We start from the raw sequence: 14,547 nt of genomic DNA, 5'->3' as shown, positions 1-14,547 counted from the left end.
GCGCCGCGTCCCGATTATGAAGCGAATGTGAAGTTTTCCAAGAATAGCGGCTTTTTCCTGCAGTCCCGGACGGCAAACGGCGAAGAATCGCGGACAACGCACGTTTCGTTACCCCAAGGCACGTGTGAAATACGCGCCGCGTCCTGTTTTTTGGGTAATGTGCAAACGTATCCACTTCGCAGGAGCGGCACTTGCCCCGCGTCCACTCCCTGGCCCGGCGCCACGATGCGCCCGCCATGCTCGTCCAGTTGACCGACAGCCATTTGTTCGGCGAACCCGACACCGCGATGCTGGGCGTCAATACCGACGCGAGCCTGCGCGCCGTGCTGCGCCAGATCGAGGCCGACGGCAAGCATCCCGACCTGTTGCTGGCCACGGGCGACCTGTCGCAAGACGGCGAAGCCGCCTCCTACCGCCGTTTTGCGGCCATCCTGGGCGAAGCCGGTGCGTTGGCGAGTGCGCAGATCCGCTGCCTGCCGGGCAATCACGACCAGCCGGCCGTGCTGCGCCAGGAATTGCCGCAATGGTCGGCGCCGGTGACCGACCTCGGCGCCTGGCGCATCGTGACGCTGGACACCACGGTCCCCGGATCCAATGCCGGCCACTTGCCCGACAGCCAGCTGGACATGCTGGAGGCTGCCCTGGCGGAGGCCCCCGGCCGCCACACGCTGCTCGCGATGCATCACAACCCCATGCAGATAGACAGCCACTGGCATGACTCGATGATGATCGACAATCCGCAGGCGCTGTTCAAGCGCCTGGCCCGCTGGCCGCAGGCCCGCGTGCTGCTGTGGGGACATGTGCACCACGAGTTCGACCGCCGCCGGCACAACCTGCGCATGCTGGCCACGCCGTCGACCTGCTTCCAGTTCAGCATCCGCGACGGCAAACACGTGGTCGACAACATGGCGCCCGGCTACCGCTGGATCAAGCTCTATCAGGATGGGTCGATGGCTACCGGCGTGCGCCGCGTACAGGACGCGCTGTGGCATACGGCACTGGCGCCGGACGACGCGCAAGCCGCTTAATGCCTGGAACCTGGACCTGAACGCCGGCATCCTTGCCGGCCGCTACATTCCGGCCGGGCATAAAAAACGGGGCACCAAGATATGCATGGTGCCCCGCAAGCATCCGTCTCATAGGGGAGGGGAAAGAGGAGAAGCCGAGACGGATGACAAGACTGCTAACCGAAGTTCGCGGTCTACATGAAGTTAGTCGGCGCGATCCCCATTAAGTTTCTGCAATCGCGCAAAATTCAGGGCTAAATTTGTATCAATTTATTGATCGATCGTAACGCCTGGGCAACCGCAGCATTCGCGGCGGTTCCGCACAAAGAAAAGGGCCGCTTGCTGAGCGGCCCTTCCTGGGGTGATGCTGCGGATCGAAAGCGGCGGTCAGGCGGCCAGGTTGCCGCGCATCTTCTTCAATGCGGCGGCTTCGATCTGGCGGATGCGTTCGGCGGATACGCCGAATTCCTGCGCCAGCTCATGCAACGTGGCGCCCCCATCGTCCTGCAGCCAGCGGGCCTCGACGATACGGCGCGAACGGGCGTCCAGCGCTTCCAGCGCCGTGTTCAGCCCGGTGCTTTGCAATTGGTCGCGCGCGGCGCGTTCCAGCACCCGCGTGGGTTCCTGGCGGCCATCGTCGGACAGGTAGGCGATCGGCGCATAGCTGTCGTCGTCGTCGTCCTGGTTTTCCAGCGACATGTCGCGGCCGGACAGGCGCACTTCCATTTCGCTCACGTCTTCGCGGCGCACGTTCAATTCGCGCGCGATGTGATCGACCTGTTCCGGATCCAGGGTCTGGCCGTCGGGGCGCATGCTGCGCAGGTTGAAGAACAGCTTGCGCTGGGCCTTGGTGGTGGCCACTTTGACCAGGCGCCAATTGCGGATGATGTACTCGTGGATTTCAGCCTTGATCCAGTGCACGGCAAACGACACCAGGCGCACGCCGCGCTCGGGATCGAAACGCTTCACCGCTTTCATCAGGCCGACGTTGCCTTCCTGGATGAGGTCGGCATGCGGCAAGCCATATCCGAGATATTGGCGGGCAACCGACACCACCAGACGCAGGTGCGACAGAATCAGCTCACGCGCGGCGCCCAGGTCTTCCTGGTCGCGCAGGCGACGGCCCAGCTCGGTTTCACGCTCGGCGGACAGGACCGGCAGGCGGTTGACCGCAGAGATATACGCGTCGATCGTGCCAAGTGCGCCCGGATTGGCAATGGCCAACGCCAGGGCGTTGCCGGAAGCGGCCAACGAGGTACTGGGTTGTTTCATAGCGGGGGTCTCCGGAAAGCGAAGGGGTAACGACATGGATTCGATGTTAGCACTCTAGTAGAGGGAGTGCTAATTCGACTATTGCGGCGCATCAAAGTTTCACGGAAACTTATGCGTCCCCGTTTATTTTGTCAGCCTGGCCTCACCAGCCGAGGCGCTTGAGCCCTTCGGCCGTCGCCTCGCCGTCCGGGCGGACGAACAAGGCGCCGCGGGGATCCATGAACACCTGGTACTTGGCGCCGTCGAACAGCGGCATATAGGCGCCGCTTCCGAATTGGACATCGACAAAGGGGAACCAGTTCGGGAAGCTCTTCTTGAGCGACCCCAGGTCGGGCGCGGGCCAGTCATCCAGCGCATGGACCGAGCGTGTGGCCGAGGCCTCGCGCGCCGTGTCGCTATAGCGGCCGGAAAGGCGCTCCAGCCGGTACAGCGGCGGCACGCCCGCCACCAGCGCCGGCAGCTTCCAGCGCACGACGCGGGCATCAATCTGCCATTGGTCGCCATACAGCACGTATTGCTTCGGACTGATGCCCGGCGCCGTGGCAGTGACCTGGAACTGGCCCTCCGCCTGCTGGCGCACCTCGATGCGCGCGACGGACTCGTCCGTGGTCAGCCGGAAAAACTGGACCAACGACAGCGCCAACAGGCCCGACACGCATCCCAGCAGCACCAGCATCAGGCCGAACAGGCGGCGCACCGGCCGCAACTGGAACATCTTGCGGCCACGTTCGTCGCGGGGGCCGCCCCGGCCCAGCAGCATGGCCATACCGGGCAAAAGCACGACGACGGCGGCCAGGAGTATCCAGACGAAGGGAGCGATACCGTTGATCAAGTCAGGCGTTCCTATTCAGGGCGCCACGGGATCCAAGCCCGGCGCGCCCAGGGCGTCACGAGCCTGCCGCGGCAGGCTCCCAAGTATAGAAGCGCGTCTTCAGGCTGCCGGTTTTCCAAGCCGTTCGACGTGAAACCGGATGTGATCTTCGATGAAGGTCGAAATGAAGTAGTAGCCGTGGTCGTAACCGGCTTGGCGACGTAGCGTCAGCGGTTGGCCGGCAGTGGCGCAGGCGGCTTCGAACACGTCGGGATACAACTGCTCGGCCAGGAATTGGTCTGATTCGCCCTGGTCGATCAGGATGCCGGCCGGAAAAGGCTGCTGCAGCCCCCGCATCAGGGCAGAGGCGTCGTAGGCCGCCCAGTCCTGGACGTCGTCGCCCAGATAGGCGCCAAACGCCTTCTTGCCCCACGGGCACTGGCTGGGCGCCGCGATGGGCGCGAACGCCGACACCGAACGGAACTTGCCCGGATTGCGCAGTGCCAGCACCAGCGCGCCATGGCCGCCCATGGAGTGGCCGAAAATGCCGGTGCGCGAGGCGTCGCCAGGCAAGGCGTCGCCCGTGACGATGCCGTGCAGCTCGTCGGTGACGTAGCTGTACATGCGGTAGTGGCCGCGCCAGGCCGGCGTGGTGGCGTCCACATAGAAGCCGGCGCCCGTGCCCAAATCCCAGCTTTCGTCTTCGCCGGGCGCGTTGGCGCCGCGCGGGCTGGTGTCCGGGGCGACGAGCATCACGCCCAGTTCGGCCGCCAGGCGCTGGGCGCCCGCCTTGATCATGAAGGTCTCTTCCGTGCAGGTCAGCCCCGCCAGATAGAACAGCACCGGCACCGGCCCGTGTTCCGCTTGCGGCGGAACATAGACCGAAAAGCGCATGGGCAGGCCGATCGCCGCGGACTCATGGCGGTAGTAACGCTGCGTACCGCCAAAGCAGCGATGCTGGGAAATGAGTTCCAAGGCCACAGGCATGGAATTTCTCCGGTCAGGGGTGAAAAAAACGTCGACGGGTTAGGGTATATCCACGGTACGACGTTCCGTCGCCGAATGTTAACCTGCGCTTCATACGGGCCCGGCGGAAAAAAAGAAACGATTCCGTGCCCATATTGTGATCACGGGACTTGACCAGCGCCCACCGTGGCACTATTTATATACCGTGAGCGAAGACAACCCGTTCTTCCAGATACGCAAGCCCTGACACTATGGCCCGTCTGCCCCGTCTGTACGCCCCTGGGCTGCCCCAACTGGTGCAGGCCAACTTCATTTCGCCGCTGGCCGCGCCATCGCAACCCGCGCCGGCCGATATCCTGAACCAGCTGGCCACGTGGCTGGGCGAATCCGCCCAACGCCATCGGGTCTCGGTTCACGGCTGGCTGCTTGCCAACGACCGCATCCTGCTGCTGGCCACGCCGGCCGACGAAGAAGGCCTGCCCAGGCTGATGCAGACCCTGGGCCGCAATCTGGCGGCGCGCCTGCGCGGCGGCCGGGTGTTCGCAGGCCGGTACCGGTCCGCCCTGCTGGAACCCGGCGCCTGGGTGCTACCGGCGTTGGTCTGGCTGGAAACCTACCCGGTGCGCAGCGGCGCGTCGCAAGACCCCGATTCCTGGCCCTGGTCCTCGGCGGCCAGCCACACGGGCAACACGACCGCGGCACCCGCGCAGTGGCAATCCGATCACGCCGACTACTGGGCATGCGGCAATACGCCGTTCGACCGCCAGGCCAATTACCGCAAGCGCCTCCAGGACGGCCTGTCGCGCGAAGAATCGCAGCGCATCGATCAAGCCGTCTCGGGCCAATGGGCATTGGGCGGCGCGAGCTTCATCGCCAGCCTGGCTCATACCGCCAGCCGGCGGGTCGCGCCCGGCCAGCGCGGCCGACCGCGCAAAAAGCCGGCATCGCCTGCGGATGCCGATTCCGGTTCTGCGGCGCCCCCGCCGCCACCTCCCCCGACGACGACAAGCTCCTGACCTTCCGACCCGCCAGCATGGCGGGTTTTCTTTTGGCCGGTTCTTTCGACGGCATCTGCTGCAGCTGCCGTTTCCGGCCCTTCGCGCGCGGCCGGAGCTGCCGGCTGACGCGTGGCCCGGATCGACCGTGTGCATTTTTCGCCACATCACCCCATTGATAATTCGCAGCCAAGCGCCCTATTTAAATGGGGACATATAAAGGGAAAATTGGGGATTTCACCAGGTTCGACTGCAAGCCGCTTACTCCCCCTTCGTGCCAAGCCAATAACGGCGCGGACGTTGTTATGTCCCTGTATTTATGCCCTATGATGGAGCATAGATATAAATAGGGTCACACCCTGTTTGTTCCTATTGCACCCTACTTGTAGCGGGGGTATTGTCCGTCTCCTGCACTGCAACATTACGACGCAGGCCCACTGCGGAGCGCGCCATGCCCCAAATTACCCCGATCGAATCCTGTCCCACGCCCAAGGCCACCCCTATCGATGCCAGCCGCATCGGTTTGCCTGCGGCCCAGGGCCTGTACCACCCCAAGAATGAGCACGACGCCTGCGGCGTCGGTTTCGTCGCGCACATCAAGGGCAAGAAAAGTCACGCGATCATCCAGCAAGGCCTGAAGATCCTTGAGAACCTGGACCACCGCGGCGCAGTCGGCGCGGACAAGCTGATGGGCGACGGCGCGGGCATCCTGATCCAGATCCCGGACACGCTCTACCGCGACGAGCTGAGCCAGCAAGGCATCGTCCTGCCGCCTCCCGGCGAGTACGGCGTGGCCATGGTGTTCCTGCCCAAGGAAACCGCCTCGCGCCTGGCTTGCGAGCAAGAGCTGGAACGTTCCGTGCGCGCTGAAGGCCAGGTCGTCCTGGGCTGGCGCAATGTGCCGGTGGACGTCGACATGCCGATGTCGCCCACCGTGCGCGAATGCGAGCCCGTGATCCGCCAGTTGTTCATCGGCCGCGGCGCCGACGTGATGGTGCCGGACGCACTGGAACGCAAGCTGTACGTGATCCGCAAGACTGCCAGCCACGCCATCCAGGCCATGCATCTGGCCCACGGCAAGGAATACTTCGTGCCGTCGGCCTCGGTGCGCACCGTGGTCTACAAGGGCCTGCTGCTGGCCGACCAGGTCGGCCGCTACTACCGCGACCTGGCCGACACCCGCGCCGTGTCCGCGCTAGCGCTGGTGCACCAGCGTTTCTCGACCAACACGTTCCCCGCCTGGCCGCTGGCCCACCCGTACCGCATGATCGCCCACAACGGCGAAATCAACACGGTCAAGGGCAACTTCAACTGGCTGCGCGCCCGTGAAGGCATGATGCAGTCGGCCGTGCTGGGCGACGACCTGAAAAAGCTCTACCCGATCGTCTACGAAGGCCAGTCCGACACCGCCACGTTCGACAACTGCCTGGAACTGCTGGTGAACTCGGGCTACTCGCTGGCCCACGCCATGATGATGATGATCCCGGAGGCCTGGGAACAGCACACGCAGATGGACGAGTCGCGCCGCGCCTTCTACGAATACCACGCCGCCATGATGGAGCCGTGGGACGGCCCCGCCGCCGTCGCCTTCACCGATGGCCGCCAGATCGGCGCCACGCTGGACCGCAACGGCCTGCGTCCCGCCCGGTACCTGGTCACCGATGACGACATGGTCATCCTGGCATCCGAAGCCGGCACGCTGTCGATCCCCGAGAACCGCATCGTCAAGAAGTGGCGCCTGCAGCCGGGCAAGATGTTCCTGATCGACCTGGAACAGGGCCGCATCATCGACGACGCCGAAATCAAACTGCAGCTGGCCAACAGCCGTCCGTACCGTCAATGGATCGAACGCCTGCAGATCAAGCTGGAATCGTTGCCGGCCCCGCGCCAGGTCGCCGTGGCCACGCAGTCGTCCGTATCGCTGCTGGACCGCCAGCAGGCCTTCGGCTGGACCCAGGAAGACTACAAGTTCATCCTGGAACCCATGGCCACGACCGGCGAGGAAGTCATCGGCTCGATGGGCAACGATGCCCCGCTGGCCGTGCTGTCCGACCGCGCCAAGCCGTTCTACAACTATTTCCGCCAGTTGTTCGCGCAGGTCACGAACCCGCCCATCGACCCCATCCGCGAACAGCTGGTGATGTCGCTGGTGTCGTTCATCGGCCCCAAGCCCAACCTGCTGGACATCAACAACGTCAACCCGCCGCTGCGCCTGGAAGTGTCCCAGCCGGTGCTGGATTTCGCCGCCATGGCGCAGATCCGCGACATCGAGCAGGTCACGGGCAAGAAATTCCGCAGCTTTGAACTCGACATCACGTACCCCGCCGCCTGGGGCCCCGAGGGCATCGAAGCCCGCGTGGCCGCGCTGTGCGCGCGCGCCGTCGATGCGGTTCAAAGCGGCTACAACATCCTGATCGTGTCGGACCGCCTGGTCGACAGCGAGCGCGTGGCCATCCCCGCGCTGCTGGCGACGTCCGCCGTCCACCAACACTTGATCCGCGCCGGCCTGCGCACCAACACCGGCCTGGTCGTGGAAACCGGCTCGGCCCGCGAAGTGCACCATTTCGCACTGCTGGGCGGCTACGGAGCTGAAGCCATTCACCCCTACCTGGCGCTGGAATCGCTGGGCAAGCTGAATGACCCCGAAAAGGCCGTGAAGAACTTCATCAAGGCCATCGGCAAGGGCTTGAACAAGGTCATGTCCAAGATGGGCATCTCGACCTACATGTCCTACACCGGCGCGCAGATCTTCGAAGCCGTGGGCCTGCAAAGCGCCCTGGTGAACAAGTACTTCACCGGCACCTCGTCCAACATCGAAGGGATCGGCATCTTCCAGGTAGCCGAAGAAGCGCTGCGCCAGCACCGCGCGGCGTTCAGCACGGATCCGGTGCTGGCCAACGACCTGGATGCCGGCGGCGAATACGCCTACCGCGTCCGCGGCGAAGAGCACATGTGGACGCCGGATTCCATCGCCAAGCTGCAGCACGCCTCGCGCGCCAACAACTACCGCACGTATAAGGAATACGCGCAGATCATCAACGACCAGAGCCGTCGCCACATGACCCTGCGCGGCCTGTTCGAGTTCCGCTTCGATCCGTCGCGCGCCATTCCGCTGGACGACGTCGAATCGGCCAAGGACATCGTCAAGCGCTTTGCCACCGGCGCCATGTCGCTGGGTTCGATCTCGACCGAAGCGCACTCGGTGCTGGCCGTGGCCATGAACCGCATCGGCGGCAAGTCCAACACCGGCGAAGGCGGCGAAGACGAACTGCGCTACCGCGCGGAAATGCGCGAAGGCAAGAGCACCATCAAGGACGGCGACACGCTGGCCTCGCTGCTGGGTTCCGACCGCATCGAAGCCGACGTCGTGCTGAAGAAGGGCGATTCGCTGCGCTCGAAGATCAAGCAGGTGGCATCGGGCCGTTTCGGCGTGACCGCCGAATACCTGTCGTCGGCCGACCAGATCCAGATCAAGATGGCCCAAGGCGCCAAGCCCGGCGAAGGCGGCCAGCTGCCCGGCCACAAGGTGTCGGAATACATCGCCAAGCTGCGCTATTCGGTGCCGGGCGTGGGCCTGATTTCGCCCCCGCCGCACCATGACATCTACTCGATCGAAGACTTGGCCCAGCTGATCCACGATCTGAAGAACGTGAATTCCAAAGCCTCGGTGTCGGTCAAGCTCGTGTCCGAAGTGGGCGTGGGCACGGTCGCCGCCGGCGTCGCCAAGGCCAAGGCCGACCACGTCGTGATCGCCGGCCATGACGGCGGCACGGGCGCCTCACCGGTGTCGTCCATCAAGCACGTGGGCACGCCGTGGGAACTGGGCCTGGCCGAGACGCAGCAGACGCTGGTGCTGAACCGCCTGCGCAGCCGCATCCGCGTGCAGGCCGACGGCCAGATGAAGACCGGCCGCGACGTCGTCATCGGCGCGCTGCTGGGCGCCGACGAGTTCGGCTTCGCCACGGCGCCGCTGGTCGTGGAAGGCTGCATCATGATGCGCAAGTGCCACCTGAACACCTGCCCGGTGGGCGTGGCCACGCAAGACCCGGTCCTGCGCAAGAAATTCCAGGGCAAGCCCGAACACGTCGTGAACTTCTTCTTCTTCATCGCCGAAGAAGTCCGCGAGATCATGGCTCAGCTCGGCATCCGCAAGTTCGACGACCTGATCGGCCGCGCCGATCTGCTGGACATGCGTTCGGGCGTCGAGCACTGGAAGGCGCAGGGGCTGGACTTTGCCCGCGTGTTCCATCAGACGCAGTCGGACGCCGAGGTGCGCCAGACCGAAGAGCAGGACCATGGCCTGGCCGGCGCGCTGGACCACCAGTTGATCGACCGCAGCCGCCCCGCGCTGGAACGCGGCGAAAAGGTGTCCTTCATCGTGCCGGTGCGCAACCGCAACCGCACGATCGGCGCCATGCTGTCGGGCGCCGTGGCCTCGCGCTACGGCCATGACGGCTTGCCGGACGACACCATCCACATCCAGTGCAACGGCACCGCCGGCCAAAGCTTCGGCGCGTTCCTGGCGCACGGCATCACGATGGACCTGGTGGGCGAAGGCAACGACTACGTCGGCAAGGGCCTGTCCGGCGGCCGCATCATCGTGCGTTCGCCCAACGACTTCCGCGGCTTCGGCCCCGACCACATCATTGCCGGCAACACCGTGCTGTACGGCGCGCTGGCAGGCGAGGCGTTCTTCAACGGCGTGGCCGGCGAACGCTTCGCGGTGCGCAATTCGGGCGCCGCGACGGTCGTCGAAGGCACGGGCGACCATGGCTGCGAATACATGACGGGCGGCACGGTCGTGGTGCTGGGCGCGACGGGCCGCAACTTCGCGGCCGGCATGTCGGGCGGCGTGGCTTACGTCTGGGATCCGGAACGCACGCTCAAGCACCGCGTCAACCTGTCCATGGTGGAACTGGAAGGCGTGGCGCCGCATGCGGAACAGCAGGCGGCCAACAACATCGATATCTGGCACAGCGCGCAGCGCGGTGGCGAACGCGAGACGGATGAAACCATCCTGCGCCGCCTGGTGGAAGATCACTTCCGCTACACCGGCAGCTACCGCGCCCGCGAGATCCTGGGCGACTGGGAAGCCTCGCGCGGCAAATTCGTAAAGGTCATGCCGACGGACTACCGTCGCGCATTGGGTGAAATGTGGCGTGCAGCCAACCAGCAACAACTGGCTGCGTGAGGGATACCATGGGAAAGATTACCGGCTTTATGGAATTTCAGCGTCTGCAGGAGGCCTCCGAGGCCCCGCAGAAGCGGCTGAAGAACTGGCGCGAATTCGTGCTGCACCTGACCGACGACCAGGCCAAGCAGCAAGCCGCGCGCTGCATGGACTGCGGCATCCCGTTCTGCAATAACGGATGCCCGGTCAACAACATCATCCCCGACTGGAATGACCTGGTGTACAAGCAGGACTGGCGCCGCGCGCTGGATGTGCTGCACTCCACCAACAACTTCCCCGAATTCACCGGCCGCATCTGCCCGGCGCCGTGTGAAGCCGCCTGTACCTTGAACATCAACAGCGACGCTGTCGGCATCAAGTCCATCGAGCACGCGATCATCGACAAGGGTTGGGCCGAAGGCTGGGTCGCGCCGCTGGTGCCGGCCAAGAAGACGGGCAAGAAGGTCGCGGTCGTGGGCTCCGGCCCCGCCGGCATGGCGTGCGCGCAGCAACTGGCGCGCGCCGGCCACTCGGTGACGCTGTTCGAAAAGAGCGACCGCATCGGCGGCCTGCTGCGCTACGGCATCCCCGATTTCAAGCTGGAAAAGCACCAGATCGACCGCCGCATCTCGCAGATGGAAGCCGAAGGCGTGGAATTCGCGCCGTCGACCTACATCGGCAACCCGAAGGACCCTGTGGCCGATGGACTGACGGTGCGCACGCCCGATTCGCTGAAGGCGGAATTCGACGCGATCGTGATGACCGGCGGCTCCGAGACCCCGCGCGACCTGCCGGTGCCGGGCCGCGAATTGTCGGGCGTGTACTACGCCATGGACTTCCTGCGCCAGCAGAACAAGGCCGTCGCCGGCGATCGCCTGACCGACCAGACGCTTGCGAAGGGCAAGCACGTGGTCGTCATCGGCGGCGGCGATACGGGTTCCGATTGCGTGGGCACCAGCAACCGCCACGGCGCGGCCTCGGTCACACAGTTCGAACTGATGCCCCAGCCGCCCGAGTCCGAAAACAAGACCATGACGTGGCCGTACTGGCCGCTGAAGATGCGCACGTCGTCTTCGCACGAAGAAGGCTGCGACCGCGACTGGTCCGTGACCACCAAGCTGCTCAAGGGCAGCAACGGCAAAGTCGAAAAGCTGGTCGGCGCCCGTGTGGAATGGTTCAAGGACGACGCCACCGGCCAGATGAAGATGCGCGAAGTCGAAGGGTCGGAATTCGAGATCAAGGCCGACCTGGTGCTGCTGGCCATGGGCTTCGTGTCGCCGGTGCAGACGGTGCTGGACGCGTTCGGCGTGGACCGCGACGCGCGCGGCAACGTGCGTGCCAATACCGACGACTACCGCACCAACGTTGAAAAAGTGTTTGCCGCGGGCGACATGCGCCGGGGCCAGTCGCTGGTGGTCTGGGCCATCCGCGAAGGCCGCCAGTGCGCGCGTTCGGTGGACACCTTCCTGATGGGCGCAAGCGAATTGCCGCGCTGATCCTTCCGATTCCGGCACGGCCCCATTCGCCGCCTTCGCGCCCCCGCGCCAAGGCGGCGAATGCTATCAGGCAGATGACATTTCCATGTCCGCAGGATGCGCCCTCGCTCCATCATGCCGGGCGGTGCGCCGGTATTTTTCTATTGGCACGGGCTAGGACGCTTCTGATTCCTGTTGCCGGGCCGCCACGGCACCTTCCGCATCTTTTCACGGTTTGACACATATCAACCGGGCTCTGAGCCAGGTTTGAGAACCTGTCGTCTCACCCTAATGGAAAGATCGGAGAAGAAAAATGTTTTCGCTGAACGGGCGTTTCCGCGCCACCGCCATCGCCGGGCTGATCGCCGCCGGCGCATTCGCCGCTCCCGCGCATGCCCATGAGGCAGGTGACGTGCTGTTCCGCGTGGGCGTGACGCAGGTTCGCCCTTCTTCCAACAATGGCACGGTGCTCGACGGCAGCGTCAAGCTCGACGTCAACAACAACGTGCGCCCGAGCTTCACGCTGGGCTACATGGTGACGCGCAACATCGGCATCGAACTGCTGGGCGCCTGGCCGTTCGAACACGACGTCAGCGGCAGCGGCCTGGGCAAGATCGGCTCCAGCAAGCAACTGCCGCCCACGCTCAGCCTGCAATGGCATATCCTGCCCGACAGCATGATCCAGCCCTACATCGGCGTCGGCATAAACTACACGCACTTCTTCGATACCAAGGCCGAAGGCGCGCTGAAGGGTTCTGACCTGAAGCTGGGCGATTCCTGGGGCGTGGCCGCGCAGTTGGGCGCGGACTTCAAGATCAACGAGCGCTGGTTCATGAACGCCGACATCCGCTACATCGACATCAAGTCGAAGGTGAAGCTGGATGGCCAGCACATCGGCACCGCGCGCATTGATCCGTGGGTGGCGACGCTTGGCGTCGGCTATCGCTTCTAAGCCATCAACTGCTGGCGCAACGCCTGCAGCGCAGGCGTATCGTCATCCGCACGCCACACCAACTGGGTCTGCGCGTGCGCATAGGGGCGGGACAGCGCGCTGATACAGACCGAGCGTTCCGCCCCCAGCACGGCCAGCACCGAACGGGGCACGATGGCCACGCCAGAGCCGGCCGCCACGCACGCCACGATAGCGTGGTACGACGCAAACTCCATCACCCTGCCCGGCGCCAGGCCTTCGTGGTTCAGCCATGACTCCAGGATGCGCCGGTACGAGCACCCGGCCGCAAACGCGATGACGGTGCGGCCGCCCAAATCGCGAGCGCTGGCGATTTCACCCCAGGCCAGCGGCGAGATCAGCGTCAGTTCTTCCTTGAAGGCGTCCATGGCGGCCAAGCCGTCGGCCGCAAACGGCTGGGCCACGAACGCCGCCTCGATCTCGTAGTTGCGCACCTTGGCCGCGAGCGCGCCCGACGTCCCCGTAACCAGTTCGATCCCTACCTGCGGCCAAGCCGCGTGATAGGCCGCCAGGATCGGCGGCAAGCGCGCGGCGGCCGTGCTTTCCATGGTGCCGATGCGCAGCACGCCTTGCGGCGCGCCATCACGCACCGCGGCCTGCGCTTCATCCGACAGGCGCAACAGCCGATCGGCGTACGACAGCAACACGCGCCCCTGGTCCGACAACACCAGCCGGCGATTCTGACGCCGGAAGAGCGGGGCGTTCAGCGAGGCCTCCAATTGCTTCAAGCGGGTCGACACATTGGACTGCACCCGGTTCAGGTGCTGGGCCGCGCGCGCCACGCCGCCCTGATCGGCCACCGCCTTGAAAATCTGCAACGCGTCGAGATCCAAGTTTCTCATTTCAAGAACCTATGTTCTTAATAATTCACTATTAAAGATATTAGTACAGCCGTAGAGTGGACGCATGTCAACGCCTGCTTACCCTTCCGTTCCCGACTCCCGCAGCGCCGCCAGCCTGGCCTGGCCGGCCGCCCTGGCGCTGGCCGCCGCCATGGGGATCGGCCGTTTCGCCTTCACGCCCGTCTGGCCGCTGATGGCGCAGGAAGGCGGCTTGTCGCTGGCCCAGGGCAGCTGGATCGCGTCGGCCAACTATGCGGGCTATCTGCTGGGCGCGCTGGCGGCCGTCGTCTGGCCCGTGCGTCACCTGCGCGGCCAATTGGCGCTTAGCCTGCTGGCCGTGGCGCTGCTGACGCTGGCCATGCCGCTTATCCACGACGTCGCGTTCTGGTGCGCGCTGCGGCTCGCCGCGGGCTACGCCAGCGCCAGTGCCTTCATCTGCGTAGCCGGCTGGCGGCCCGTCCCGGCGGGAGACCCGCGCGAACCCGCCGTTGCGGGCATGACCTATGCCGGCGTGGGCGCGGGCATTGCGCTGACGGGTTTGGCCTGCCTGACGCTGATGGCGTGGGACGTCCGCGCCGACGGCATGTGGCTGGCGCTGGGGGGATTGACGCTAGCCCTGTCCCTCATCGCCTGGCCGGGGCTGAACCGGCATAAAGCCTCGGGCCGGCCTTCGGCGGCTGCCGCGCAGCCAGTCCGGCTGTCCCGCGCAGTCCCTCGCCTGGCGCTGCACTACGGCGTATTCGGCGTGGGCTACATCATTCCCGCCACGTTCCTGCCCGCGATGGCCAAGGAAGTCATCTCGGACCCGGCGGTCTTCGGCTGGGCCTGGCCGCTGTTCGGGCTGGCCGCGGCAGTGTCCTGCCTGCTGGTGCCCAGGCTTGCGCGCGGACGCGACGACAAGCGGGTTTGGCAGGGTGCGCAGGCGCTGATGGCGCTTGGCATGCTGGCGGTGGCCGTCTGGCACCACATCGCCGCCGTGATCGTGGCCGCGCTGCTGGTGGGCGGCACCTTCATGGTGATCACGCAGGCCGGCATGCTG

10 protein-coding genes are annotated in these 14,547 nt (G+C 65.2%); 6 read left to right on the top strand and 4 right to left on the bottom strand.

All coding sequences use genetic code 11. The features are described from left to right. The first annotated feature begins 191 nt into the window (after window positions 1-191). On the top strand, window positions 192-1,028 hold the full coding sequence (locus tag HG262_RS27950; protein WP_169274111.1) for a phosphodiesterase: 837 nt from the start codon (window positions 192-194) through the stop codon (window positions 1,026-1,028). A 366-nt stretch (window positions 1,029-1,394) separates the two neighbouring features. Here HG262_RS27950 and rpoH read toward each other — a convergent pair whose 3' ends face one another. The 3 genes from rpoH to fghA all read right to left on the bottom strand — a co-directional run bounded on the left by rpoH (window position 1,395) and on the right by fghA (window position 4,077). Continuing rightward, a complete protein-coding gene (gene rpoH, locus HG262_RS27945; RefSeq protein ID WP_169274110.1) occupies window positions 1,395-2,279 on the bottom strand; it encodes an RNA polymerase sigma factor RpoH in 885 nt (294 codons plus the stop codon). A gap of 142 nt (window positions 2,280-2,421) precedes the next feature. Further along, a complete protein-coding gene (locus HG262_RS27940) occupies window positions 2,422-3,111 on the bottom strand; it encodes a hypothetical protein (RefSeq protein ID WP_169274109.1) in 690 nt (229 codons plus the stop codon). A 99-nt stretch (window positions 3,112-3,210) separates the two neighbouring features. After that, complete coding sequence (fghA, locus tag HG262_RS27935; RefSeq protein WP_169274108.1) at window positions 3,211-4,077, bottom strand: S-formylglutathione hydrolase; 867 nt, start codon at window positions 4,075-4,077, stop codon at window positions 3,211-3,213. Between the two features lie 230 nt (window positions 4,078-4,307). Here fghA and HG262_RS27930 point away from each other — a divergent pair, with 230 nt between their 5' ends. The 4 genes from HG262_RS27930 (at window position 4,308) to HG262_RS27915 (ending at window position 12,648) form a co-directional block, all read left to right on the top strand. Beyond that, entirely contained in the window at window positions 4,308-5,072 is a 765-nt protein-coding gene (locus tag HG262_RS27930; protein WP_169274107.1) for a hypothetical protein, read from the top strand. Window positions 5,073-5,502: 430 nt separating this feature from the next. Continuing rightward, entirely contained in the window at window positions 5,503-10,242 is a 4,740-nt protein-coding gene (locus tag HG262_RS27925) for a glutamate synthase-related protein (protein ID WP_169274106.1), read from the top strand. A gap of 8 nt (window positions 10,243-10,250) precedes the next feature. Next, window positions 10,251-11,717: a glutamate synthase subunit beta gene (locus HG262_RS27920; RefSeq protein ID WP_169274105.1), complete on the top strand. Its 1,467-nt coding sequence runs from the start codon at window positions 10,251-10,253 to the stop codon at window positions 11,715-11,717. Between the two features lie 292 nt (window positions 11,718-12,009). After that, on the top strand, window positions 12,010-12,648 hold the full coding sequence (locus tag HG262_RS27915) for an OmpW family outer membrane protein (protein WP_169274104.1): 639 nt from the start codon (window positions 12,010-12,012) through the stop codon (window positions 12,646-12,648). On the opposite strand, the gene HG262_RS27910 is transcribed toward HG262_RS27915, so the two are convergent. After that, window positions 12,645-13,508: a LysR family transcriptional regulator gene (locus tag HG262_RS27910; RefSeq protein ID WP_169274103.1), complete on the bottom strand. Its 864-nt coding sequence runs from the start codon at window positions 13,506-13,508 to the stop codon at window positions 12,645-12,647. The genes HG262_RS27915 and HG262_RS27910 overlap by 4 nt on opposite strands. 64 nt (window positions 13,509-13,572) lie before the next feature. Between HG262_RS27910 and HG262_RS27905 the strand changes: the two genes are divergently transcribed. Continuing rightward, a partial coding sequence (locus tag HG262_RS27905) for a YbfB/YjiJ family MFS transporter (RefSeq protein ID WP_169274102.1) occupies window positions 13,573-14,547 on the top strand: 975 nt, incomplete at its 3' end.

This window comes from Achromobacter sp. Bel, assembly GCF_012928505.1.
Lineage (GTDB): Bacteria > Pseudomonadota > Gammaproteobacteria > Burkholderiales > Burkholderiaceae_B > Achromobacter.
This window is presented reverse-complemented; position numbering and strand designations above follow the sequence as displayed.

Bases quoted from the DNA above. Each gene is read 5' to 3' on its own strand.
- fghA (WP_169274108.1), bottom strand. From the start codon at position 4,077: ATGCCTGTGGCCTTGGAACTCATTTCCCAGCATCGCTGCTTTGGCGGT.
- HG262_RS27925 (WP_169274106.1), top strand. From the start codon at position 5,503: ATGCCCCAAATTACCCCGATCGAATCCTGTCCCACGCCCAAGGCCACC.
- rpoH (WP_169274110.1), bottom strand. From the start codon at position 2,279: ATGAAACAACCCAGTACCTCGTTGGCCGCTTCCGGCAACGCCCTGGCG.
- HG262_RS27910 (WP_169274103.1), bottom strand. From the start codon at position 13,508: ATGAGAAACTTGGATCTCGACGCGTTGCAGATTTTCAAGGCGGTGGCC.
- HG262_RS27930 (WP_169274107.1), top strand. From the start codon at position 4,308: ATGGCCCGTCTGCCCCGTCTGTACGCCCCTGGGCTGCCCCAACTGGTG.
- HG262_RS27920 (WP_169274105.1), top strand. From the start codon at position 10,251: ATGGGAAAGATTACCGGCTTTATGGAATTTCAGCGTCTGCAGGAGGCC.
- HG262_RS27915 (WP_169274104.1), top strand. From the start codon at position 12,010: ATGTTTTCGCTGAACGGGCGTTTCCGCGCCACCGCCATCGCCGGGCTG.